Origin of the sequence: Blautia parvula (assembly GCF_020215665.1) — a bacterium.
GTDB lineage: Bacteria > Bacillota > Clostridia > Lachnospirales > Lachnospiraceae > Blautia > Blautia celeris.
This window is the reverse complement of the sequence record NZ_CP084061.1, coordinates 1,983,860-2,009,493: the sequence shown is the minus strand read 5'-3', so window position 1 is coordinate 2,009,493 and position 25,634 is coordinate 1,983,860. Positions and strand designations below refer to the sequence as shown.

19 protein-coding genes and 3 tRNA genes are annotated in these 25,634 nt (G+C 45.7%); 13 read left to right on the top strand and 9 right to left on the bottom strand.

Annotated features, from left to right (window positions below; translation table 11 throughout):
- The first annotated feature begins 81 nt into the window (after positions 1 to 81).
- The 3 genes from LC508_RS09475 to LC508_RS09465 are packed head-to-tail and all read left to right on the top strand — an operon-like array spanning position 82 to position 4,532.
- Complete coding sequence (locus LC508_RS09475) at positions 82 to 816, top strand: response regulator transcription factor (protein ID WP_103731298.1); 735 nt, start codon at positions 82 to 84, stop codon at positions 814 to 816.
- A 24-nt stretch (positions 817 to 840) separates the two neighbouring features.
- Complete coding sequence (locus LC508_RS09470) at positions 841 to 2,385, top strand: Ppx/GppA phosphatase family protein (protein ID WP_033141944.1); 1,545 nt, start codon at positions 841 to 843, stop codon at positions 2,383 to 2,385.
- 11 nt (positions 2,386 to 2,396) lie between these two features.
- On the top strand, positions 2,397 to 4,532 hold the full coding sequence (locus LC508_RS09465) for an RNA degradosome polyphosphate kinase (protein ID WP_103731297.1): 2,136 nt from the start codon (positions 2,397 to 2,399) through the stop codon (positions 4,530 to 4,532).
- 170 nt (positions 4,533 to 4,702) lie between these two features.
- Here LC508_RS09465 and LC508_RS09460 read toward each other — a convergent pair.
- From LC508_RS09460 to LC508_RS09445, 4 genes are all read right to left on the bottom strand, one after another.
- Positions 4,703 to 4,774, bottom strand: a tRNA-Glu gene (locus tag LC508_RS09460).
- Positions 4,775 to 4,809: 35 nt separating this feature from the next.
- Positions 4,810 to 4,881: transfer RNA gene (locus LC508_RS09455), tRNA-Glu, on the bottom strand.
- A 35-nt stretch (positions 4,882 to 4,916) separates the two neighbouring features.
- A tRNA-Glu gene (locus LC508_RS09450) sits at positions 4,917 to 4,988 on the bottom strand.
- A 239-nt stretch (positions 4,989 to 5,227) separates the two neighbouring features.
- Entirely contained in the window at positions 5,228 to 6,112 is an 885-nt protein-coding gene (locus LC508_RS09445; protein WP_103731296.1) for a 3-isopropylmalate dehydrogenase, read from the bottom strand.
- Between the two features lie 356 nt (positions 6,113 to 6,468).
- On the opposite strand from LC508_RS09445, the gene LC508_RS09440 reads away from it, so the two are divergent.
- Together LC508_RS09440 and LC508_RS09435 are read left to right on the top strand one after the other, a co-directional pair.
- Positions 6,469 to 7,308: a PHP domain-containing protein gene (locus LC508_RS09440; protein ID WP_103731295.1), complete on the top strand. Its 840-nt coding sequence runs from the start codon at positions 6,469 to 6,471 to the stop codon at positions 7,306 to 7,308.
- 359 nt (positions 7,309 to 7,667) lie between these two features.
- Entirely contained in the window at positions 7,668 to 9,035 is a 1,368-nt protein-coding gene (locus LC508_RS09435) for an MATE family efflux transporter (RefSeq protein WP_103732528.1), read from the top strand.
- Between the two features lie 69 nt (positions 9,036 to 9,104).
- Here the strand turns inward: LC508_RS09435 and LC508_RS09430 are convergent, their stop codons facing one another.
- The 4 genes from LC508_RS09430 to LC508_RS09415 all read right to left on the bottom strand — a co-directional run bounded on the left by LC508_RS09430 (position 9,105) and on the right by LC508_RS09415 (position 14,284).
- Positions 9,105 to 10,682: a PucR family transcriptional regulator gene (locus LC508_RS09430; protein WP_103732527.1), complete on the bottom strand. Its 1,578-nt coding sequence runs from the start codon at positions 10,680 to 10,682 to the stop codon at positions 9,105 to 9,107.
- A gap of 140 nt (positions 10,683 to 10,822) precedes the next feature.
- The gene (locus LC508_RS09425; protein WP_033143306.1) at positions 10,823 to 11,821 is read right to left on the bottom strand and encodes a uroporphyrinogen decarboxylase family protein; all 999 of its coding nucleotides are present in this window, start codon (positions 11,819 to 11,821) and stop codon (positions 10,823 to 10,825) included.
- Positions 11,815 to 12,876, bottom strand: coding sequence for a uroporphyrinogen decarboxylase family protein (locus tag LC508_RS09420; RefSeq protein WP_033143305.1), 1,062 nt, complete (start codon positions 12,874 to 12,876; stop codon positions 11,815 to 11,817). The genes LC508_RS09425 and LC508_RS09420 overlap by 7 nt, the downstream gene beginning before the upstream one ends.
- Positions 12,877 to 12,892: 16 nt before the next feature.
- Entirely contained in the window at positions 12,893 to 14,284 is a 1,392-nt protein-coding gene (locus LC508_RS09415) for an MFS transporter (protein ID WP_033143304.1), read from the bottom strand.
- Positions 14,285 to 14,560: 276 nt separating this feature from the next.
- Here LC508_RS09415 and LC508_RS09410 point away from each other — a divergent pair, with 276 nt between their 5' ends.
- The 3 genes from LC508_RS09410 (at position 14,561) to LC508_RS09400 (ending at position 16,490) form a co-directional block, all read left to right on the top strand.
- Positions 14,561 to 15,346 (top strand): arylamine N-acetyltransferase family protein, encoded by a 786-nt coding sequence (locus tag LC508_RS09410; protein ID WP_158587264.1) that lies wholly within the window; start codon positions 14,561 to 14,563, stop codon positions 15,344 to 15,346.
- A 262-nt stretch (positions 15,347 to 15,608) separates the two neighbouring features.
- Complete coding sequence (locus LC508_RS09405; protein ID WP_158587265.1) at positions 15,609 to 16,178, top strand: accessory gene regulator B family protein; 570 nt, start codon at positions 15,609 to 15,611, stop codon at positions 16,176 to 16,178.
- A 144-nt stretch (positions 16,179 to 16,322) separates the two neighbouring features.
- A complete protein-coding gene (locus LC508_RS09400; protein WP_158587266.1) occupies positions 16,323 to 16,490 on the top strand; it encodes a hypothetical protein in 168 nt (55 codons plus the stop codon).
- Between the two features lie 442 nt (positions 16,491 to 16,932).
- Here the strand turns inward: LC508_RS09400 and LC508_RS09395 are convergent, their stop codons facing one another.
- Positions 16,933 to 17,955 carry a helix-turn-helix domain-containing protein gene (locus LC508_RS09395; RefSeq protein ID WP_103733227.1) on the bottom strand — a complete coding sequence of 341 codons (1,023 nt, stop codon included), beginning with the start codon at positions 17,953 to 17,955 and terminating at the stop codon, positions 16,933 to 16,935.
- Positions 17,956 to 18,131: 176 nt separating this feature from the next.
- Here LC508_RS09395 and LC508_RS09390 point away from each other — a divergent pair, with 176 nt between their 5' ends.
- The 5 genes from LC508_RS09390 to LC508_RS09370 all read left to right on the top strand — a co-directional run bounded on the left by LC508_RS09390 (position 18,132) and on the right by LC508_RS09370 (position 25,628).
- Positions 18,132 to 20,396 carry a glycoside hydrolase family 3 C-terminal domain-containing protein gene (locus LC508_RS09390; RefSeq protein WP_118593893.1) on the top strand — a complete coding sequence of 755 codons (2,265 nt, stop codon included), beginning with the start codon at positions 18,132 to 18,134 and terminating at the stop codon, positions 20,394 to 20,396.
- Between the two features lie 44 nt (positions 20,397 to 20,440).
- Positions 20,441 to 22,687, top strand: coding sequence for a glycoside hydrolase family 3 N-terminal domain-containing protein (locus LC508_RS09385; RefSeq protein WP_158587267.1), 2,247 nt, complete (start codon positions 20,441 to 20,443; stop codon positions 22,685 to 22,687).
- Positions 22,684 to 24,054, top strand: a complete 1,371-nt coding sequence (locus tag LC508_RS09380) for an MFS transporter (RefSeq protein ID WP_158587268.1) — start codon at positions 22,684 to 22,686, stop codon at positions 24,052 to 24,054. The genes LC508_RS09385 and LC508_RS09380 overlap by 4 nt, the downstream gene beginning before the upstream one ends.
- A 199-nt stretch (positions 24,055 to 24,253) precedes the next feature.
- Entirely contained in the window at positions 24,254 to 24,787 is a 534-nt protein-coding gene (locus LC508_RS09375; protein ID WP_103732213.1) for a phosphatase PAP2 family protein, read from the top strand.
- Positions 24,788 to 24,800: 13 nt separating this feature from the next.
- The gene (locus LC508_RS09370; RefSeq protein ID WP_103732209.1) at positions 24,801 to 25,628 is read left to right on the top strand and encodes a Cof-type HAD-IIB family hydrolase; all 828 of its coding nucleotides are present in this window, start codon (positions 24,801 to 24,803) and stop codon (positions 25,626 to 25,628) included.
- Positions 25,629 to 25,634: the final 6 nt, after the last annotated feature.

Genomic DNA, 25,634 nt, shown 5'->3' with positions numbered 1-25,634 from the left:
TATATTTTACATAAATTTAAGGCAAATTTGAAAGAAGAACAGAAAATTTGTGATAAACTAAAACAGGAGCCGGGGGTACATATGTATAAAGTAGTGATCGTAGATGACGAACCAATTATTGCAGAGGGCCTTTCCAAAGTGGTACCGTGGGAAAAATACGGCTGTAAGATCGCAGCCACAGCAGGCAACGGACAGGAAGGCCTGGAAGTCATAAGGAAAGAGCAGCCCAATATTGTAATATCCGACATTTCCATGCCGGGCATGGACGGGCTGAAAATGATTGCGGCTCTCAGGGTGGAATTTCCGGAGATGCAGATTTCCATTCTGACAGGGTACCGGGATTTTGACTATGCGCAGCAGGCAATCCGTCTGGGTGTGACGCGGTTTCTGTTAAAGCCCTCCAACATGGATGAGATAGAGGAAGCTGTGCAGGTCATGGCGGAAAACCTGAAAAAGTGTAATATCACCGGCGAGGAGGATGAATCTGAAAATACTGCCGGAAGTTTTATTGTGAAGAATGCCCTGGCTTATATACAGGAAAACTATAATAAAAAGATTTCTTTAAGTGAAGTGGCGGAGAATACTTTTGTGAGCCAGTGGCATCTGAGCAAGCTTTTGAACAAGCATCTGGAAAAGAGCTTTTCGGAGATCCTCAATTCCATCCGGATCGACAAGGCCAAGGAGCTTTTAAAGGACCCGTCCCTGCGTATCGGGGATGTGGCGGAGGAAGTGGGATTTCTGGATATGGCGCATTTCTCCAGGGTCTTTAAGAAGATAGAGGGGATTTCAGCCAACGAGTACAGAAATAAGATATAGTCCGTTTACGGAAGAGGTGAGAAAATGGCAATTACAAGATTTGCAGCAATCGACGTAGGGTCTTATCATGTATCCATGGATATCTATGAAATATCACCCAAGGCGGGAATCCGCCAGATCGATGAGGTCAGAAGCCGTCTGGAAATCGGACGGGATACCTACGGCACCGGAAAGATCGGGTACGATTCCACCCAGGAGCTGTGTGCTGTGCTCCACGATTTTGCAGGCATCATGAAGGAATACCAGGTGGATGCATACCGCGCCTGTGCCACCAGCACGCTGCAGGAGGCAAAGAATGTCTGGATCGTGCTGGACCAGGTATACCAGAAGACAGGCATCAATGTGGAGATTCTCAGCAATTCAGAGCAGAGGTTTTACGGTTATAAATCACTGGCAGCCAAGGACGCGGCTTTTACGAAGATCATCCAGAAGGGAACCGCCATCATTGAGATCGGCGGCGGTAATGTACAGATCTCCCTGTTTGACAAGGACGCGCTGGTGACTACCCAGAACTTCAAGATGGGCAGCCTGCGTATCCGGGAGCGCCTGATTCCTGTGGAAAAGGAGACCGTATACTATGAGCACCTGGTGGAGGAGCTGATACACAACGATATCCTGAGCTTTAAAAAGCTGCATTTGAAAGAGCGGAAGATTGACAATATCATTCTTCTGGGGGATGTGTTTATTGAAACACTCCTGAAGAAAAAGAGCAGCATGGAGGAAAACAGGACGGTCAGCCGGGAGGCCTTTATGCAGGTGTATGAGGGCATTGTCCATAAATCGCCGGAGCAGGCGGCTGTGGAGCTGGGAATCTCCCTGGAGTTTGCCACGATTTTGGTGCCAACCCTGATCATCTGCAGGGTATTTATTGATGAGATGGGGGCAGACACCTTATGGCTGCCGGGAACCCAGTTAAATGACGGTGTTTCCTATGACTACGCCCAGAAACAAAAGCTCATCAAGAGCACTCACAATTTTGAAAATGACATACTGGTATCCGCCAGAAATATAGCGAAGCGTTATATGAGCAACAAGAGCCACACACAGGCCGTGGCGGAGGTGGCTACCATCATCTTTGACAGCATGAAAAAAGTGCACGGCATGGGAAGCAGGGAGAAGCTGCTTCTGCAGATCGCGGTCATCCTTCACGACTGCGGAAAATATATCAGCATGAGCAATGCGGCGGAGTGTTCCTACGCGATCATCATGTCCACAGAGATCATCGGCCTGTCCCATATGGAGCGGGAAGTGATCGCCAGCGTGGTGCGGTTTAACTCAGAGCCTTTCAAATATTACGGGGAGGCGGACTCCAAAAGTGCCATTGACCGTGATACTTACATGCTCATCGGCAAGCTGACAGCCATATTGCGGGTGGCTAATGCCCTGGACCGCAGCCATAAGCAGAAGGTGGAGGAGATCAAAGCGGCAGTCAGGGAGAAGGAACTGGTACTGACCATTGACACGCAGGAGGATCTGACACTGGAGGAAGGGCTTCTGACGGAAAAGGCGGATTTCTTTGAAGAGGTGTTCAGCATCCGACCGAGGCTGCGCCGGAAAAAGAGAAGATAGGGGGCATGAGGATGGATTTAAAAGATTATATAAAACCGGAATATTACTGGAACAGGGAACTGAGCTGGATCAAATTTAACGAGAGAGTCCTCTCAGAGGCCAGGGACAAAAGCCTTCCCCTGTTTGAAAGACTGAAATTTTTGAGTATAACGGCATCCAATCTGGACGAATTTTTCATGATCCGTGTGGCATCCCTGAAGGATATGGTACATGCTAAATACACAAAGCCGGACATTGCCGGCATGACGCCCAAGGAGCAGTTAAAAGAGCTGTCTGTTGTGACAAAGGAGCTGGTGGAGACACAGTATAACACCTACAACCGCTCCCTTCTGCCTGCGCTTAACAAAGTGGGGCTTCACGTGGTGGAAAAGCATGAGGATCTGACAAAGGAACAGAAGGAATATGTGGACCGCTATTTTGAGGAAAGCGTATACCCGGTTCTGACACCCATGGCAATGGATTCCGCCAGGCCTTTTCCGCTTATCAGGAATAAGACGTTGAATATCGGTGCCCTGATCTCAAAAAAGGACAAAAAGGGCAGGGAGGAGCTGGAATTTGCCACGGTCCAGGTGCCATCTGTGCTGCCGAGGATCGTTATGCTGCCTGAGGACAAAAAGGGCAACACCGTGGTGATCCTGCTGGAGCAGGTGATCGAGCGGAATATCGGCAAACTGTTTTTGAGCAATGAGGTGGCCTGCACCTGTCCGTACCGGATCATGCGGAATGCGGATCTGACCATAGATGAGGACGAGGCGGCAGACCTCTTAAAGGAGATTCAGAAGCAGTTGAAAAAGCGCCAGTGGGGCGAGGTGATCCGTCTGGAAGTGGAAGACAAGATGGACGAAAGGCTTCTGAACATTCTGAAAATGGAATTTGAGATCAAGGAGGAGGATATCTTCCAGATAAACGGCCCCTTAGATCTGACCTTCCTGATGAAAATGTATGGAATGGACGGCTTTGAGGAGTACAGAAACAAGCCATACACACCGGCTTTGGTGCCGGCTATGATGACAGATGAGGATATTTTCACCCAGATCAGAAGGGGAGACATTCTGCTGCACCATCCGTTCATGACATTTCAGCCTGTGGTGGATTTTGTGCGGCAGGCAGCCAAGGACCCGGATGTGCTGGCGATCAAGCAGACCCTGTACCGTGTGAGCGGCAATTCACCCATTATCGCGGCTCTGGCCCAGGCAGCGGAGAACGGCAAGCAGGTCACCGTACTGGTGGAGCTGAAGGCCCGTTTTGACGAGGAGAACAATATTGTCTGGGCAAAAATGCTTGAGAAGGCCGGATGTCATGTGATCTATGGCCTTCTGGGGCTTAAGACCCACAGCAAGATCACTTTGGTGGTGCGCAGGGAGGAGAACGGCATCCGCAGATATGTGCACCTGGGTACAGGCAATTACAACGATTCCACAGCCAAACTGTACACAGACTGCGGAATTCTCACATGTTCTGCCAGGATCGGGGAGGACGCCACAGCGGTGTTCAATATGTTATCAGGCTATTCGGAACCGAGGACGTGGAATAAATTGGTAGTGGCGCCTATCTGGATGCGTGACCGTTTCCTGCATCAGATTGAGATGGAGCGGGAATACGCGCTGAAAGGACGGAAGGCCCGGATCGTGGCGAAAATGAATTCTCTCTGCGACAGGGATATTATTGCGGCTCTGTATGCTGCAAGCGCCGCCGGGGTGAAGATCGATCTGATCGTGCGGGGTATCTGCTGTCTGAAGGTGGGGATTCCGGGAATCAGTGATAATATCACGGTGCGCTCCATTGTGGGAAATTTCCTGGAGCACAGCAGGATTTTCTATTTTTACAGTGACGGGCGTGAGGAGGTCTTCATGGGAAGCGCTGACTGGATGCCGAGAAACCTGGATAAGAGGGTGGAGATTGTATTCCCTGTGGAGGATGAACGGCTGAAAGAGGAAGTGAAGCAAATTCTGGAGATACAGCTTGCGGATAATGTCAAAGCCCATGTGCTGCAGCCGGACGGCAGGTATGAGAAGATTGACAAGAGGGGCAAAGTGCTTCTTAATTCCCAGGATTACTTCTGCGAGGAGGCATGGGAGAATGCCAGACTGCCGGAGAGTTCTGTGGATAAGCGCGTGTTCATTCCTGCGGAGGCACCGGAGGATTAAAGAAGAATGTAAAAGGACCGGTATCCGGGGAAGGACATGCCTTCGGATATCGGCCTTTTTTTGGCGAGGGAAATGGCATGGCAGAAAAGTATTCCGGAAGGGAAAGAGTTCTGCCATGCTATTTTTACATAACAAAAAAGATTCCAGCATAAACACTGAAATCTTCTTAGCAGTTCGTAGGGGAATCGAACCCCTGTTTCCGCCGTGAGAGGGCGGCGTCTTAACCGCTTGACCAACGAACCATGTTGCGCTTTTCAATTGTAGCATACTGTATGAGCAGTTCGTAGGGGAATCGAACCCCTGTTTCCGCCGTGAGAGGGCGGCGTCTTAACCGCTTGACCAACGAACCGTGTTGCGCTTTTCTGTTGTAGCATACTGTATGAGCAGTTCGTAGGGGAATCGAACCCCTGTTTCCGCCGTGAGAGGGCGGCGTCTTAACCGCTTGACCAACGAACCATTCTGCGTTTTGCTTTGTCGTTTCGCATGACGCTTGATTATGATACTACATATTATTCCAAAATGCAAGAGTTTTTTTGAAAAAAGTTATTTTTTTGAATCATTTTTTCGGATATCATGTCTTTATATAAGCACACCGGCATAGAAATGCAGGTATTCCCCTATGAAAAATTGCTTCACAATCGGGCGGATACCTGCTTTCTTTATTTTCAGCCACAGGCAGAGCGGTAATCCTGCTGTTACTCAGCCTTCCTGATTTTCTGTTCAAATGCTTCAACTGTATCTGCCCTGGCGGCGTATTTTACCCATTGTTTCAAAATTTCAGGATTCTTCTGCTTCATGATTTCAGACTGCAGTAGCTCAGGTACACTGCCCAGTTCAAAAAGCAGATCTAAAATAGTTTCTGTTATTCCTTCTACTTTTTTGGCTTCCAATTCATCTTTCATTAATTCTTCCAATGCTTCACACATGGCCTTTACCTCCTTGAATTTTTCCTGGTTAGCGCGGACAATTAGATTCATTACTGATTTATACAGGCTATTTTCTTTATGTTTTGCATACTGTTCGATTAAACGATTTACCATTTCTGGGTCTTCCAGATTATCGGTCAGATTTTTCAGCCATAAATTGTGATTTTCTGACAATTCCTTTGTCAGGATCAACTGTATGGGGATTTTATCTCCGATAATATAATAAATACCATCCTCAACTCTGGTGATCTGATACCCTATTTCATCCGTTAAATACCGTATCAAACTGCGGGGATAACGGTGGCATACGAAGGTTATGGTGATATCATGAATCTTAATACTGTCGGCCCTTGCCGTATCTGCCTTGTAAAAACAGGCATAGCCATAAACCTTATAGAAATCATCTATACTTAAATAATCGGTTGGACTCTTGTATTCTACGATATTATGCTTCCGAAAAATCCTTCCGATATTTTTTCGTATAGGAACTTCTACCTCCTTTTTAACAATCAGTACGTCAATCTCCTTTGGCTTTGTCCCAAGCTGATGTTCATTTTCAAAAACCAGAAGTCCTGCTTCTTCTTCCAGCTCAATCTGAATATCAGCATAAAAGGCAGGATGCCATTGCAGTGCATGTGTTCTTGGTTTGTCCATGTAAATCCTCCTCCTTATTTAATTCATGTGTGCAGGAGGTTTTAAAGTTTCCGAAAAACCCCTGCTATAGTGTGAGAAAAGCATGAATTTTCCGAAAAGACAGGTCAAAGAATACAAACCTGCTGTAATGAAATGCTTACAGATATTTTGAATCCTGATCGGATACAAAACCAGATAAATGACTTAGAAAATTTGCTTTTCATTATTCTAACACATCGTTTAGCGGACCGCAACAGGATTTTGCCTTGTTTGTTCCTTATCTGCCGTCAGCAGGAAACGTTGTATCTTTCCTGCCTCTCTGTTATACTGATATTGTAAAAAATTAAGATGTTTATTTCTGATACAGGAGAATCCATATGAGAGATTTGATAGATCTGCACACACACTCAAACGCTTCTGACGGCACTTATACGCCGAAAGAGCTGATTGCGTATGCTCTGGAAAAGGAGCTGCGGGCCATTGCACTGACTGACCACGATACCATGGACGGGATAGAGGAGGCCATGGAGGCGGCAGAGGGAACTTTGCTGGAAGTGATTCCCGGGATTGAGCTGTCCACGACCTGGTGGGGGAAGGATGTGCACATTGTGGGGCTGGGGATTGACTGGAAGGACACACATTTCAGGAAAGAGCTGACTTACTTCCAGCAGTCAAGAGATGCCAGAAATATTAAAATGATAGAGCGGCTGAACGAACACGGTATGGATATCACATACGAGGCGATGAAGGAAGCATTTCCGGATAGTGTGTGGACCAGGGCACATTTTGCGAGATTTTTGTTTGAGCACGGATATGTGGGTTCTGTCAGTGAGGCTTTTGACAGATACCTGGGGGACCGAGCCTGCTGTTATGTGCCCAGGGAGAAGGTGACGCCGGCCCAGGCCATACGGCTCATACATGAAGGGGGCGGCAAGGCAGTCTTTGCCCATCCTGTGCTGTGCCGTTTTATAGACGACAGACTGATCCGAGCTGTGAAGGAGCTGAAAAAGGCCGGACTTGACGGGCTGGAAGCCATGTATTCCACGTACAAGCCTTTTGAGGAGAGAAACATGATAAGGCTTGCAAAAGAACTGTCTCTTTGCATTTCGGGAGGCAGTGATTTTCATGGTACGAACAAACCGCATATTGATCTGGGAAGCGGAATGGGGAATTTAAAAATCCCTTATTCCGTGTGGGAGAAAATAAAAGAAAGCTGACAGGTAACTGTTCAGTCAGGTCTGCGCATTTGCTGCGCTGACCGTGCAAAAGAGTAGTGGCGGCAGGTATTCGCCCCATCGCGAAGCGATTTTTAATGGGCGAATACCCGTAACGATTCAGCTGGCTGAATCGTTACGCTGACAGAACCGTACAGTCCCGTGACACTTCTACACTCTGTTGCAGAAAAGCTTTCAGAAAAAGACAGAATAATGGATTGACAATATTTTTTAATTCCTTTAAACTAGAGACGGTAGGAAAGATAGATGAGTCTGCTTCGGCAGACTCTTATTTCATGATATAGGAAACTTTGTCTCCTATATTCTGCCGGGGGAAATACATAAAGGAAAGGAAGTCTTATATGACAGAAACAAATGTACAAGAGAATAAAATGGGAGTCGTGCCGGTGCCGAAGCTTCTGTTTCAGATGTCTCTGCCCATGATATTGTCCATGCTGGTGCAGGCTTTATACAACGTGGTGGACAGTGTTTTCGTGGCACAGATCAATGAGAACGCGCTGACTGCCGTCTCTCTGGTCTTTCCGGTGCAGAGCCTTATGATCGCTATCGCAGTGGGTACCGGTGTGGGTGTCAATGCCGTGTTATCCAGAAGTCTGGGAGAAAAAGATTTCAGAACAGCGGATGAATCGGCGAAAAACGGTATCTTTCTGGCATTCATAAGCTGCGTGGTCTTCGCAGTGCTGGGAGTTGCTCTGGCAAAGCCATTTTTCCACATGCAGACCTCGGATGTGCAGATCCGGGAATACGGAATCCAGTATATGACCATTATTTCAGGCCTCTGCCTTGCTGTCTATATGCAGGTTATGTTTGAGCGTCTTCTGCAGTCCACAGGACGTACTTTTTACACTATGATATCCCAGGGACTGGGCGCTGTCATCAATATTATCTTTGACCCGATCTTAATCTTCGGCCTTCTCGGTTTTCCGAAGATGGGGGTTGCGGGAGCCGCGGCAGCTACAGTTTTAGGACAGTTCTGCGGTATGTTCCTGGCAATGTTCTTCAATGTGAAGTTCAACAAGGACATTCATATCGGTATGCGGCATTTCAGACCGTCAGGAAGAATTATCAAAGTGATTTATTCTGTAGGCGTGCCCTCCATTATCATGCAGGCGATCGGCTCTGTCATGACCTTTGGAATGAACAAGATCCTGATTCAGTTCACCACAACGGCAACTGCCGTATTCGGAGTATATTTCAAGCTGAACAGCTTTATCTTCATGCCTGTGTTCGGTCTGAACAACGGTATGGTTCCCATTGTTGCCTATAATTACGGGGCTGGGGACAAGAAGCGTATCACCCAGACAATCCATCTGAGCATTGCGTCAGCGGTGATCATCATGCTTTTGGGACTGGCGCTGTTCATGATCTTCCCGGCACAGCTGCTGGGTATGTTCAATGCCTCCAAGGATATGCTGGCGATTGGTGTGCCGGCTCTTCGGATCATCTGCTTAAGCTTCCTGTTCGCGGGATTCTGTATCATTGTGGGCTCCGTGTTCCAGGCTCTGGGAAATGGTGTCTACAGTCTGATCATATCCGTGACCAGACAGCTTCTGATCATTCTGCCGGCAGCCGCGATTCTGGCAAAGGTAGGAGGATTATCCGCTGTGTGGTGGTCCATACCCATTGCGGAGATCGCATCTGTATTGCTGAGTGCGTATTTCTATAAGAAGATTTACAGGGAGAAGATTGCTCCGCTTAGAGGAAGATAATAAAAAGGAACAGAGAACGGTTAAGGCTGCCGTTTTCTGTTCCTTTTTTTGAGTGAATATTTGGGAAAATCAGGTTTCCAGCTTCTGTTCCAGGATATAGAAGGACAGCCGGAGGGTAAGCCGTTCCCTGCTGTCCTCGAAATCTATGCCGGCGATTTTCCGGATGCGCTCCAGACGGTAGAAGAGGGTGCTGCGGTGAATGTACAGCTCCTTTGCGGTCTGCAGAACATTGCGTTCCAGCTCCAGATAGACCTTGGCGGTATGGTACAGGTCTGTTTTGTTGTTATCGTCGTATTTTTTCAGGAGAAGCAGTTTTTCAGAGCAGAGAAGCTGGGGCGGGATTTCCTCCCTGCCTTTTTTCAGGAGATATTCCAGCAGGTAGTCGTCAAAACGGTAGCACCAGGTCATGCTGTCGCTTTTCCGGCCGAGATCCAGGGCTGCGCTGGCCTGGATGTATCCCTGAGGGACCAGCATGAAATCGCTGATCTCTGAGCTGGCACCCATTTTCAGGAGGCCTTCCCGCATGAGGATCGCAAGGCTGCTGATGACCTCAGAGGAGGTATTATGGGCGTAAGACAGGTTGACCACCACAGCTATGCTGTTTTGGTAGAGGAACGCGTGTCCCGTGGGAATCTGCGTCTCAATATGCCCCAGAGTGGCGGCAGCGGACAGCATATTGATATCCCTCTGCTCTGTCTCCAGGCGCAGGCAGAGATAGCGGTCATTCTGCTTCCAGTGCAGGAAATAGAGGTAATTGAGGATGCGCTGCGGGTCCGTGATGGTGCCGTCCAGGTATTCATTGAAAAAGCGGTCCATATCATTGCCCATGCTCAGATAAAAGAGACTTTTGTGCTTGATCGCCAGCTCTATGGACTGCCCCAGGTATTCAAGGGCAAGATAGTTGCCTTCCTGAATCTCACTCTGTATTTCATCCACGCAGATGCGGCCCTCATAGCGGCTTCCGTTCCAGAGATTCACATAGAGTATCCGGTAGCCCCGCTGTTCCGCGGAGAAAAGGTCGGGTGATTTTTTGCTGAGGGTATCCAGATATTCGGTGTCTGCCTTGAAGTCATGGATCAGGCTGAGAGGGACCATGCTGCGCCCCGTCCGTGAATCCCGCTCCCAGACGGTCATGCCCTGTACATATCTGGGACAGGAGAGAATATAAAAATCAGTGTCGTGGATGAACATGGGATTGCCGAAGAGCCCCAGGCTCGCCAGCAGCATTTCATCCAGGGGATGTTCACTGGCAAGGGCATACTGCAGGCGTCTGTCCCACTGTCTGTATTTGGCGAAAATTTCCTGTACCAGCTCAAAGGCATCCAGAAAGTCGGTGCCGCTTTTCAGCTCTATGACAGGACAGCTTGGATGGATACAGGAGATATCAATACGTCCCACAGCGATAAAATCAACATCCCGGTAATCGAGGAACGTCTGATCCACATCCGCACTTTGAAGCAGGTAAACATACCGGGAATACAGTTTTTTTCCCTTTTTGTAGAGGCGTATACCTTCCAGGCAGGGACGGTCATTCTGGGAATAGAAGGTGACATTCTGGTCATGCTCCGAGAAGGCGTCCGCCAGTATCTGCATGTTCAGCCGGAATAGGCGGTTTTTCTCCTCTGGATTGAAAGATAATTCTGTCAAAGCCGGATTCTCCTTTTACTTTTTGTATGGCAACAGTATAACATTTCCTGAAAAAGGGTGCAAAGTTTCCAATGATATATGGAAAAATAAGCGGAAGCGGGAAATGCTGTTTTCCCGTTTCCGCATTCTTGACTGCTTCGTCAGATATGATAGGTTTCCCTGTTGTAAGCTTCAATCTCGTCGGCGATGATCTCGTCTGTCTTGGGATAAATGGTACCGGCAAGGCCGTAGGTCATGCAGGGGATGAAGTGTCCGCCCGGTCCGTAAGTGCTGCAGGCCCTCCGGACATCTGCGCGTATTTCTTCCTCCGTGGCGTCCTCACGGTCTATGGTGGCGTCAATGCCTCCCATGAGAGTCATGCGGCCGTCAAGCTGCTTCTGCAGTTTTAAAATGTCATTTTCCGGCAGCACGCCCTGCCATACATCCACACCAATCTCTGCCATGTCCTCAACAATAGGTTCCAGGAAGGAATCTGCATGGTGCATGACCAGAACACCGTGGTCGTGCATATATCCGTAAATGCGTCGGTAGTGCTCTTTGAAGAACTGCCTCCAGATGTCAGGCTGCATGAACAGGCTGGTCTTGGAACCCCAGTCATCGTGTGACAGGATGATATCCGGGTGCAGATTGTCAACCAGCAGTTTGGCATACCGGAAACGGTATTCCGCAATGGCGTCCACCAGCTCCTGCATGGATTCCGGCTCCAGAAGAAGATTCATCAGGGCATCCTCAAAGCCCATGAGAAAATGGCTCTGCTCAAAGATTCCGGTACCCATAAAGCCGAGAACCAGTTTTTCGCTGCGGTCCACCTGGGATGCGGCGCTGAGGGCGTCTTCCCATCCGTCGCTGCAGTTGGCGATAAGGTCCGGGACTTTTACGGATTCCTGCCACCGGGTCACATCCGGACACACTTTATTGGCTTCCGTGACATGGGGCATGGGGCCGGGAGCGTCTTCGGGGAAGAGAATCTCCGTTCCCCAGCGGTCCACGGAAGTTTTTCCACGTACACGGTTTCCTCTGGTGAATTTCTGCAGGGGATCATTCATGATCGGGACAAAGGGCTGATATTGATTGACCAGGCGGTCCGGTTTTCCGTCCTTTTTCAGGGTTTCCAGGAAATTTTCTTTTGGTGTCAGCATTTTGATTCCTCCAATTCTGCATATTTGATTCTGCTGTAGCGGTACAGTTCATCGGCAAGATTCACTGCACGGTCAGGCTTCTCATCCTTCAGACGGCAGGCAAAACGGCCGGTCATAGCCAGTTCATCTACTTTTCTGTGGATATCCGCGACAGCGTCCTCATCGCTCATATCCGCGGGTATGATATACAGTGTACACTGTGCCAGGTCTTTTCCGTATTCCTCCATGATGGCTGCCTTATCATTGGCGCTGTCCTGGCCCTCCCAGGCATCAAATCCAGCCTCAATAATGAGGGGCATCAGTGTTTTGATGCAGCCGCAGGAGTGCAGACAGATATACATGCCCATATCGTGGGCGGCTTTGGTGATCTTCTTATACTGGGGAACAAACAGCTCTTCATAGGTAGACGGTGAGAAGAAGGTGCTGATCTGGGTTCCCATATCGTCGTGGAAGAGGATCATATCTGTGTGGTAGACATCATGGGCAATCTTGATCAGTTCAATGTGCCATTCAGCCAGCTTGTCATAGAAGGCAGTCAGCTCCTCCGGCTCTTCGATGAGGGCACAGAAGGCATCCTCAAAACTGATCAGGTCAGCAGTTCTTTCAAAAAATCCGTTTACGATGACAAAGTAGGAAAAGCGGTCACAGGCAATCCGTCCTTTATAATTCTCTTCGTAGTCTTTCTTCCAGTCTATGGCGGTCAAGTCAGGAAATTCCAGTTCTTCCCGCCATTTTGTAATGTCAGACAGCCTCCGGGTACCTGGTTTTACCATGGCTGCCTTTGTGTTCGGCTCGTATTCCCACTCAATGCCGAACCAGTCCGTGCCGCCGAAATTGCGGGCTTTTGCATCCGGCATAACAAGGGGCTGTATGGCATTGTTGTCAAGGGTCTGGTTTGGCACCCACAGAGGCATCCTGCCTTCCAGCATGCGGAGCATGTTTTCCTTTGGGGTGATGGGACGGTTGTATTTGGGAACTATGCTGTCCGGCGCGCCGTAAATGCCGGGCATGTTGTATTCACCGATGATCTCCAGTTCTTTTTCGTCAAATTTCATATTCTGATACCTCCTGTTATTTTCTGTTTCTTGCGGCAATCTCAGCGGAATACTGCTCCACTTTCTCTTTTGTCAGGCGGAAGCCGAAGAGAAGTAGGACAGCGGCCACAATCAGGGCCAGTGCAGGGATGACCATAAATGCCATGCAGATGCCTTTTTTCAGCTCCACGGATGCCATAGCAGCGTCGATGCTCGGGTCAAAGGCAGCGAAGGCAAGGCAGGCGGAGATGATGATACCCCTTGTCATAACACCGACTTTTAAGGGGACATTCTGAAGTCCGCTGATCCACCCGGTAGCATTTTTTCCTGTTTTCCACTCAGAGTAGATAATGGTATCGGCATAGAGAGCCGGAGTACACGCGTAGGCAACTCCATATCCGAACTGTGCCGCTGACATAAGAACAATGACCAGGGTCACGTTGGAATAGATGAAATTGGCGGCGATCAGTATGACAGCCATGGCGAAAAAGGTGACGATGGTGGTGGATCTGGTCGAGATTTTCTTTGCCATATTTTTGGCAAAATAAGAACCGATCACGCACAAAATGTTGGAGATCAGGATATATCTTGCCAGAAGGTCCGCATTCTGTGCCACATAGGTGAAGTAATAGATGGCTACGCCGGAGCACACGAAATTGAACATCCATTTTGCCAGATCAGCCAGCAAAAGGGAGAGGAGGGGCGGATTCTGCAGAAGGGCCTTGATCAGGTCCATACCGCCTGTCTTGGTGGTATCTTTTTTAGCTGCTGCGCTGTTTGCCGCTGCTTCTGCCTCCTCGTATCCGTCAAACATTTTAAAATGTGCGAAATAAAGCACTGCCATAATACATCCCAGTACAAAAGCGGTTGCGCCGTACTGGCTTTTTTCTCCGATCATGCCTGCAAAGAGAGCAGCCAGGGGAGGCCCCACATAGGAGAAGATCACCTTGGAAAAGTTAGCCCACGCAGCTCTTGTGGAGGCCAGATGCGCCCTGTCATCCGGTGTTTTTCCGGCTACCGCGATCATGGATACATTGGCCACATAGGGGAAGTTCCATACAACATGGCTGACAACAGCAGCCGCGATAATGATCGCTATGGAAAGAGGCCCGTCTCCGATTTTCAGAAACTGGAATGCATAGAGAAACGGTACCAGCCATGGCAGAAGAATCAGCCAGGAACGGTAGCGGCCCCATTTTTTCGGTTTGATACTGTTTAAGATGGCTCCATATATCCAGGACAGGCAGGCGTCTATGACGCTTGCGGTGGTGGTGATAAAGGAGACGGTTGCCAGTCCGAACTGTGCCAGATTTGTGAGGAAAAAGTTAAAGTAATAACTCTCCACATTGGTCATCAGGGTAAAGCCGCAGTCGCCGATGCCGTAGAACAGCTTCAGCGCCTTACTCAGTCCTTTCTTTTCGTTACTCATCTGAATTTCTCCCTTCCTTTTGGACAAAATGCGCACTTGCCCGTTCATACTTTTTGCTCACATACCGGTATGCAGTAATAAATTCATAACATCAGTATATAACAGGATTTCCGGTGCGTAAATCCGCACAGGGTTTCATTTGCCGAAAAAAGATTCCTACTTTTTGTAGCATAGGGTATGATCAATATGACGAAAGTTTTTTTCCGCTTTACAAACAAAAATGCACCTGTATATAATGAAGATATCATATGGTGTGCTGCAAAAGGAGGAAGGATTATGTATGAAGCACTGTATGCGTCTGTTCCCGATGCAGACGCCTATCTGAAACGGATTCAGCGAAAGCGCAGGGATGTGCTCACAAAGGAATACCTGGATGACCTGATCTACGGGCATCAGCTCCATGTTCCATTTGAAAATCTGGATGTCTGGATGTTTCAAAAGGACATTCCGCTAGACATTGAAGCAATCTATGAAAAGGTGGTGACAAAGCACAGAGGCGGCTACTGTTTTGAACTGAATGCCCTGTTTACCGCTCTGTTAAAGGACCTGGGGTTCCATGCCAGCTCCTGTATGTGCCGGATCACCAGGAATAAGAATTATGTGCCGCTTGTGCTTCACAGGGGAATTATTGTGGAGCTGGATGGCATGAAGTATTTCTGCGACGTGGGCTACGGCGGTCCCATGCCCCCGGGAGCAGTACCGGTGCAGGACGGAGCAGTGGCGGATATGAGGGGAGAGCGGTACTATATGTATAAGGATGAAGTCCCCTGGTGGACCATGAAGAGAAGGACCGGCAGCGGGGAGATTGAGTCCATGCTGCAGTTCTATACCATGCCCCAGGAAGCTGTGGATTATATCCCCATGAATGAATACTGCTCCAAGAACGAAAATTCCGTGTTCCGTCAGAGGCTTTATCTGAATAAGAGGACAGAGCGTGGGAGTGTGTCGGTGATGGGGAATCGGTTTACGGAAGTGGAGAATGGGGTAGTGGTGCAGGAGATGGAGATTGGGGAGGAGGAGATGAAAGGGGTTTTGGAGAGGTATTTTGAGATTGTGCTGTAGTATTTATAGGGCGGATGCCGGGAAGAGGTAGAAAAGCAGGAAAGTAACGGAAAATTTTAGGGGGATTGTGTATTTTTATATAAAGGAAAAAGATCGGACTTGAAAATACAGGTTGAAGCTGGGGGTGTTCCATTAAAAAACTTACTTGTCAGAGTTGGGTATATTTTTGTGAAAATATTGTGTATTATTGTTATTTATGTTAAGATTAGATATAAAATTTGTTAGAGATGTTAGAGAAATAGTATTAAAGTACGGAGCAATTATGTATAAGAAAATTGCAAATTGGTTATTGAGTCATTCGGATAGAAAAAATTATAATGTTGATATATTGATATATGGATTGGAGGTGATAGGAGCTACTTGGGGTAAGACTTTATTTTTTTTATTGCTGGGATTGTGTAGTGGATACTTGACGGAGACAGTTGTGGTCTTACTTGTGTTTAGTGGGCTTCGTAGCCAAGCAGGAGGTCGGCATTGTAAAACAAGTTGGGGATGCAGTCTAACTATGATTTCAATTATTTACGGTTCTATCTTATTTGGAAAGCTGGTAAAGTTTCCGGATTTTTTGATGGTAATTTGTTTTGTGTTTTATGTTTTTTTATTATATGAATATGCGCCATATTGTACTGAAAAACACCCGATTTCGGATAAGTCGGAAATAAGACGGAGAAAAAGAAATTCAATAATCATTTTATTTTTTATAATGTTGACAGAACTAATAATACAAGACAGACAGGTGAAAGATATTATATTCTTGGCTTGTTCTATAGAAGTATTTAGTACATTATCATTAAAAGATGTTAATAGAATGATTATAAGAACAAGAGACTAATAACGATATTATAGACATGGGTTAAGAGCACACATAATTTTGCTATATGACTAGTAAGGTTAAATTACATAATGTATATACGCTATTTCAAGACAAAATCTTATATAATTATATCATTATCTTATAAAAAGGAGTGAAAATATTATGATAAATAAAAAAATGGATATTTTAGTTGAAAAAATTATTAAAACTGCACTGACATCTACAAAAAGTTCATCGATTATTCATGTTTACGAACCAGATGTGCCTGATTGTATGAAAGAATACTGTAAAAATTTGGAAACTCAAAATACAAATCAAAAAGAAGATTAGTTTATAAACAAGATATAAGTTTTCTATCGGAAATGAGCGTATGTATATGATTTTTACCACCATATAGTATTAAATTCCAATTTTTGATTTATGAGATTTTTTTAAATGATTCGTTTAAAAAAGAACGAAAAATGATAAGTGATCACTGTAGATTGTATATAATTAGACCTATTTTAGCTATTATGGTAAATTTTCCAGGCTATTGAGATTGTGTCACAACTGTCTTCATTCTATCTGTTTACTCACTAAGTACAAGCAAGTTTTTATATGCTCAAACGCGTATAAGGTTTCAGTATTAACGTAAGGCACATTCCTTATTCAGCCTGCGGTAGAGTTTTTACAAAGAATGGAAACCTTTCAATATTTATCTGAGTCAGGTACTAAAAGGTTTTAAAATGCTATAAGGATAACTTTAACCGGGCAGGCCGTACCTGCCCGGTCATCATCTTAAAGAAGAAGGCTTCATCCCAAACGTACTTTCAAAGGCAGCATAAAATTGTGATCTGCTGGAATAATTTATTGCATCTGCGATTTCGCTTATGGTCAACTGAGAATTACATAATAAGTTATATGCTTCTTCCATACAGACAGCCTGGTTATATTTTTTGATTGTCTGATTCATTTTTGCCTGAAACACTTTTGATAAATAATCTTTGTGAAAGTGAAAAACAGCAGACAGCTCAGAACCGCTTATCTTATATCGGTGGGTATCCAGATACTGTTTTATGTTTTTTGTTAAATCTTCCATGGATTGCGGAACGATTTGGTGTTGTTCCGCTTTATAGGATGAATCCGTAATAGAAAAAAGAAGACGGCAGAAAAGTCCGTATACGATAGATTCGTATCCGGGCTTTTTTTTCCGCAATTCCTCATTGATCTGATGAAAATGATCGGAGACTTCAGGGGTTTCCCCTGATTCACCCTGATTTGAAAAAATAAAATAGTCTGAATTTTTATATTCACTGTTTCTATAACACGAAAGAAAAAAGTCCTGAAATATTTTCGGAAGCATGGTAAACCGGTGGTTTTGATTATAAAAGTAAGTTAAGAACTCAGAGGTAACCGTTAAAATTATGATGATTGAATCAGAGGAGGATATCATACCGCTTTTACAATTGGGGTTCATGATCATAATATCATTTTTTTGTAACTGATAATTCGTATGATTGATTTGATTTAAGGATGTACCTTTTACAACGTAAATCATTTCAAATCCACCATGTTTTTGAATGGCTGTTTCGTATATTTTTCCCATATCTATGGAGCCGTTTATGATGCCTGATGTTTGAAAATCCGCGTAATTCACAATAAATTCATTCTGAAATGTTTGGTTTATGGTTTTGGAGCCGAGAATATTGACGTTTGTGTCAATATACTCAGCGGTGGTAGAGAAGTGTTTAAGTTTGTGAGAGAGAAGGGTGTTATTTGTCTGCAGTTTAATATAGGTGTCATTTATATTCTTCAATTATATACCTCCATATACATAAATCCTCTACTCTATAATATATCTAAAAAACATACATTACAATAAAAATATACAATTAAACGAACACAAAAAAGAAATTTCTTTTGCTATAATCCAGGTATCAGTCCTATCCGGGCAGAAAGAGTGATTAGGAAAACATGCAGGAGGAAAAAATTATGAGGAAAAAAGTGGAAGAAATGTTGAATATGCTGACGTTAGATGAGAAAATCGCACTTTGTTCCGGTGCTGATTTCTGGCACACGGAAAAAGTAGAGAGACTCGGGATCCCATCCGTGATGATGTGCGACGGCCCTCATGGTCTTCGCAAACAGGAGGGCGAAAGTGACCATATGGGAATTCACGAAAGTATTAAGACGGTTTGTTATCCGAGTGCATCGGCATTGGCCTCCGGTTTTGATGAAAATGTTCTGGAACAGCTTGGAGAGGCATTGGGAAGAGAATGTCAGGCAGAGGATGTGGGTATGCTTCTCGGACCGGGACTGAATATGAAGAGAAGTCCCCTGTGCGGAAGAAACTTTGAATATTTCAGTGAGGATCCTTATCTGGCGGGAAAACTGGCGGGTGCTTATATCAGGAGCCTGCAGAAGCAGGGCGTCGCAGCCTGTGTAAAGCATTTTGCGGCTAATAACCAGGAAACCATGCGTATGAATGGTTCTTCCAATATGGACGAACGAACCCTGCATGAGATCTATCTTCCGGCTTTTGAGATGGCTGTAAAAGAAGGAAAAACACGCAGTGTAATGTGTGCTTACAATGCGGTCAACGGAGAATTCTGTTCAGAAAACAAAATGCTGTTGACAGATATTCTTCGTAAAAAGTGGGGATTTGATGGTTTTGTTGTCACAGACTGGGGCGCTGCAAAGGATGTGGTAAAGGGCATCCGGGCAGGGTTGAATCTGGTTATGCCGGGAGGATATGGTACCCATGAGGCAGCATTAAAAGCCGCTTTGGAGAGCGGTAAGGTGACGAAATCGGAAGTGGATGCTATTGTCGCTGATGTCTTGCAGTTCATTTTCGACTATCAGGAACAGAAACAGGAAAATACCGGTATTGATAGAGAGGAATTAGCAAAATTAAGCGAAGAACTGGCTGTTCAGTGTGCGGTACTGCTGAAAAATGATTCGTGTGACGAAAAAGTATTGCCGATCAGTACTGAAAAAAAGGCTGTATTTATCGGCGCGTTTGCGGAGAAACCACGTTATCAGGGAAGCGGCAGCAGCCATATTAATGCGAACCGTGTGACAAGTGCATTAGAGGCAGCGAAAAAATATTGCGTTGCCTATGCAAAAGGATATCACGCAGAAACGGAATCAGCAGATGAGGAATTGGTACAGGAGGCTGTAAAGGCAGCAAAACAGGCAGATGTTGCAGTTGTATTTGCCGGATTGCCGGATTCCTTTGAATCGGAAGGCTTTGACAGGGAACATGATCAGCTCCCTGACAATCAGAACAGACTGATCGAAGAAATTTCAGAAGTACAGAAGAATCTGGTTGTTGTACTGCATGGCGGTTCCCCTATGCATCTGCCGTGGCTTAAAAAAGTGAAAGCGGTGTTGTGTATGCATCTGGGAGGACAGCAGGTTGGAGCCGCAGCGGTCCGTTTGCTATATGGACAGGACAATCCGAGCGGAAAGCTGGCAGAGACATGGGCAAAAAAATTGCCGGATACCCCGGCTTATCTGAATTTCCCGGGACCGGACGGTATCGCTGATTACTGTGAGCGGATTTATATGGGATATCGTTATTATGACAAAAAAGAAATGGATGTGCAGTTCCCGTTTGGACACGGATGTTCTTATACAGATTTTGCGTACAGCGACTTAAAGGTCGAAAAATCGACTTTGTCAGATACAGAAACTGTGCGGGTTACATGTAAAATAAAAAATACCGGTTCTGTTTACGGAAAGGAAGTCGTACAGCTTTATGTCAGAGATTTGGAAAGCAGTGTGGACAGACCGGTGAGAGAATTAAAAGGTTTTGTAAAGACTGACTTGAATCCGAATCAGGAAAAACAGGTAGAGTTTCTTTTGGATAAGAGAAGTTTTGCTTACTATGAAACAAAAATTCATGACTGGTATGTGGAAAGCGGCGATTTTGCCATTGAGATCGGTGCCTCAAGCAGAGATATCCGATTAAGAGAAATTGTTCATGTGGACAGCAGTGCAGAGCTGCCATACCATTACACCTTGGAGTCAAATGTCGGCAGCCTGTTAAAAACAGCAAAGGGACGTGCTGTATTGGAGCAGCTGATGCTTCCCATGTCGAAGGGAGAGGAAGAAAGCACCTTTGACGTGTTGGGAGAAGGTGCGGCGAAAATGCAGCAGAGAATGTTTCTGGAAATGCCCCTGGGGATACTGGAAAGTTTCGGCGGAATGACAAGGGAGCAGCTGATGCAGATAGTGCAGGATTTAAATAAATAAAAATTATGTGGCCGTGGACAGGCAGAGATCAGGAGGAAATAACCATGTTACAGGATAAAACATATCTCAATCCGGAGCTTTCAATAGAAGAACGAACGGAAAACTTGTTGGCACAGATGAATTTGATGGATAAGATTGGACAGATGAACCAGGTATGGGGATTGGAGCAGATGAAAGAATTCGGAGGACCGGACCCCGAAGATATGGCGCGTAAGGGGCTTGCAGGTTCTATGTTATACCTGCTAAATAAAGAAAAAAGAAATGCCATTCAGAAAATCGCAGTAGAAGAAAGCCCATGTGGGATTCCCATTTTATATGGTTCGGATGTAGTCCACGGATATAGAACGGGATTCCCCATTCCGTTGGCAATGGCTGCTTCATGGGACCCCAAAGTGCTTCGGGAAAGCCAGCGTGCTGCAGCAGAGGAAGCCAGAAGAGATGGAATCCACTGGACCTTTTTCCCGAACGCTGACATTGCAAGAGACACCAGATGGGGAAGAGTGGGGGAAACCATGGGGGAAGATCCCTGCCTTGCATCAAAGCTTGTAGAGGCACAAATTCAGGGTTTTCACGGTGAATCATTAAACGCACAAGATTCCCTGATGACATGTGTCAAGCATTTTGCCGGGTATGGTGCCTGCATGGGAGGAAGAGACTACGACCAGGTCATTTTATCGGAAGCAGAGCTTCGCAATGTGTATTTCCCTACATTTGAAGCAGGATTAAAAGCAGGCGCAGAGACGGTAATGACCGCCTATATGGATTTGAACAATGTTCCCGCAACGATCAATCACTTTCTTTTAAATGAGGTATTAAGAGAGGAATGGGGGTTTAATGGGTTCGTGGTGACAGACGCAGGAACCATCGGAAGCCTTATCACTCAGGGACTGACAAAAGACGGAGAAGACGCTGTTTTGCGCTCAATGGATGCGCATGTAGACATGGATATGGGGAGCTTTCAATATGTCCAGTTTCTGGCCAAACTTGTCCGTGAAGGAAAAATAAAAGAGGAGCAGATTGATGATGCGGTAAGGCGTATTCTGAAAACTAAGTTTGAACTTGGATTATTTGAACATCCGTACACTGACATAGAATCAGAGGAAGATGAAAGGGAACATAGAAAAAAAGCTCTATGGAGTGCAGAACAGAGTATTGTACTGCTTAAAAACAGAGAATCCATTCTTCCTTTATCAAAAGATATTAAGAAACTGGCTGTGATCGGACCAATTGCGGATGCAAAAGATGACACAGAAGGAATTCTCGGAATGTCTAATGTGCCGCAGGCAGTAACCGTATTAGAGGGAATCCGTAATAAGATTCCTGATGCAGAGATTATTTACAGACCGGGAGCATGGTTAAAAAGAGATATTCCGAGTATGGTCTCTCAGATTCTTCCTGATTTTTGCGGCAAAAAGGAAAAAGAAAAGCAGACGGATGAGGAAGCGGAACTTGCAATTGTAGAAGCAGTTGAGGCGGCAAAACAGGTGGATACGGTTGTCATGGTGCTGGGAGAAGCAGTCAATATGTCAGGGGAAGCTGCATCGAGAACAACCCTTGATTTACCCGGCAGACAGCAGGAACTTCTTGAGAAAGTATACGAAACAGGAAAGCAGATTGTACTTGTGCTCCTGGGCGGACGACCGCTTTCACTTACATGGGCCGATGAGCATATAGATGCCATTGTAGAAGCTTTTCAGCCGGGATGGGAAGGCGGCAATGCAGTTGCTAATATTCTCTTCGGAGACGTAAATCCAAGTGCAAAATTACCGATCACAGTTCCGAGAAGTGCCGGACAGTGTCCGAAATTCTATGCAGAAAATCTCACACATCAGCCAGCGGAAGATCAGCCAAAACCTTATTCCAGGTATTGGAATGAAGAGGGAACTCCCTTATATCCGTTTGGATATGGACTGAGTTATACAACATTTGAATACAGCGATCTTGTATTGGAAAAAGAGAAGATCCAGTTAGGGGAAGAGGCTGTTGTGCGATTCAATCTTTCCAATACAGGAAGCCGGGCAGGGGCTGAAATTGCGCAGCTCTATATCCACCAGAGATATGGAAGTGACACCAGACCAAAGAGACTGTTGAAGGGATTTACGAAGATAGATTTGATGCCGGGTGAAACCAGAACAATTGCATTGAAATTGACAGCAGATGATTTGCGTTATTACAGCAGCAGCAAAAAAGCCTATGTTCAGGATGAAACAGTCATCGACATATGGGTTGGAGGGAATGTGAATGCAGAATTACATACGACTCTTTATGTGGGAAAGAAGGAAAACAAATGATTACAATCAGGAATAAAAAGGGTAAACGTTCAAAATTATTCTATTTTGTTTGGTCAGCGCCTCTGATCGGATCAGCATGTGTACTGATTCTTCTTGGATATATTACATATTTTTCAACAGATGTTTTAGGACTGCCATCCGGACTTGTGGGCCTTCTGCTGCTTTTATCAAAGATTTTTGATGGAGTGACCGATATTTTGGCTGGGTATTTGATTGATAGGACAAATACAAGATGGGGAAAGGCAAGACCATATGATATCACCTTTGCGTTCTATGCGATCGCAACGCTTATATTGTTTTCCATTCCGAATATCGGAACAGTTGGAACGGCAATTCTTGTGTTTATTTTATATACAATGGTTTTTTCGATTTTTCAGACATTGTATTCCTGTGCAGGAACCGTATATCTTGCAAGGGCAGTGACAGATAAAGAGGACCAGGTGTCTGTCGGAGCATTGACAGGAATGATCTCAGCATTTTCATCTGTGGTGTTAAGCGTTTTACTTCCTTTATTAATCGATAAAATCGGAAAAACGGCATCCGGCTGGAGAACGATCGCTGCTATGATCTGTATTCCTGCAATTGTTTTATCCTTTATCCGAATTTTTCTTATTCCGGAAGTGGATGGTACTGCTGAAACTGTAATGAAAGATAAATCAAAGAAACTTACAATTGTACAGAGTGCAAAACTGTTATTTAGCAATCGTTATCTGATGTTTTTTGGATTGGCACTTTTGATGACAAATATTGCATCTAATATCGTCGCGAATTCACAAACTTACTATTTTAAGTATGTTGTGGGGGATATTTCCATGATGTCACTTGTTTCGGTGACATCCATTGCGGGTCCATTGACGATCGCTTTTTATCCTATGCTGTCAAAGAAGATAGGAATGAAGAATTTGATGGCGGCTGCATTACTGATTGGTGCCGTTGGAAAACTGCTGCCGTTATTAGGGGTGACAAGTATGCCGCTGTTATTGGTTTCGGCATTATTCTTTTCTATATCTTTTATGCCCATTTTTATTCTTACCTCAAATGTAATTATCAATTGTATGGATTATGGTGAGTATAAAAACGGGGTTAGAGGAGAAGGGATTTATACTTGTGTATCGGGTTTTTGCAGTAAAGTCGGAACCGGTTTGGCAAGCGGCATGTTAGGACTTGTCACAGCACTGGGCGGTTATGACGGCACTGCGGTGGTACAAAGCAGTTCGGCAGTAAATTCCGTGATCCTTTTGTTTACCGTGGTACCGGCGGCTTTGTATTTTCTGGCTGTATTGGCATTACAATTTTATAAATTGGATAAAGAATTGCCATATATTCAGGAAGAATTAAAAAAGAGAAGCACACCTTCTGCAGGGTGAAAAAATAGTATGTTGTATCCTACAGCGGCCTTTTGCTGCAGCGAACAACATTCCGATGATAAGAACCTCTGCTCCCATCCCGGGAGCCGGAGGTTTTTTGCCGTCACCCCACATATTTACCGAATTACAGAATAGATTTGAAAAAATCCCCAAAATAAGTTATGATATAGGACGAATCCGAAACAGAAAGGAAAAAGATATGGGTTGGGAATTTACGATATTGGATGCTTTGCAGCAGATACATACCCCTCTGCTGGACAAAATTTTAGTATTTATCACATCCCTTGGAAACGCAGGATGGTTCTGGATCGTACTTGGTCTGGTGCTGCTCTGTGTGAAGAAATACAGAAAGTATGGCGTTCTTGTGCTGGGGGCGCTGATATTATCCGCTTTGTTTGGAAATATTATATTAAAGCCGCTGGTGGCCAGGCAGCGTCCCTGCTGGATCAACGACACCGTGGAGCTGCTGATCCGGGTGCCGAAGGACTATTCCTTTCCGTCAGGTCACACGCAGGCCTCCTTTGCCGCGGCCACAGCGCTGTTTACGGGCAATAAAAAGGCCGGCATCTGCGCCTATGTGCTGGCTGCCCTGATCGCCTTTTCACGCCTGTACCTGTATGTGCATTTCCCTACAGATGTAATGGCGGGCATTGTCATCGGCATCTGCTGCGGGCTGCTGTCTGCGTATGTATTTGGCTGTGTGAAAAGCCGCCGAATGAATCCGAACAAATAACAGGAGAACCAAGATGAGAAAAGATTTAAAAATGATAGCCATTGACCTGGACGGTACGCTTCTTCGGGACGACTGCACCATCTCAGAGAGGACCAGGGAAGCTGTGGAGGAAGCGGGAAGAAAAGGATACCTGATCGTGCCCACAACGGGCCGCTCCTATCGCAATGCCCGGTTTGTTTTAAAAGATTTCAGGGAGATTTCCTATTTCATAAACGGTAACGGCTCCGTTATCACCGACGGCAGGACAGGAGATGTCCTGTATTTTCATGAAATGGATATGGACAATGTCAGGAAGATCTACGAGCTTGCGGCACAGTATGATACATATGTGGAAATCTATGCGGGACAGGATGCCTATATGGATGTAAAGGGGCAGGAAGTTATAAGAAGGTGCGGCCTTCCGGTTGAATACTGCGACCAGCTTCTTGCCACCAACAAAATGACAGCAGACTACAGGCAGCTTCTTGCAGAGGATGGAATCCGTGTGGGAAAGGTACATATTTTAGTATCCAAAATGGAAGAAAAGGATAAGCTGATAAGGGAAATAGATATGCTCCCCGGTGTACATCCCATTTCCGTCATCCCCAATAATATAGAAGTGGTGCACGGAAGATGGAGCAAATGGAATGCCATTGTAAAGCTGGCCGACATGATCGGGGTCAGACAGGAAGAAATCATGGCAGTCGGTGACAGCAATAATGATTATGAAATGCTTTTAAATGCCGGATACTCTGTGGCTATGGGCAATGCCTGCAGCAGAGTGAAGGAGATCAGCAGCGCAGTGACAGACACCAATGAGAATGACGGTGCTGCAAAAGCGATTGAGAGTATACTGAAATAGAAAGGA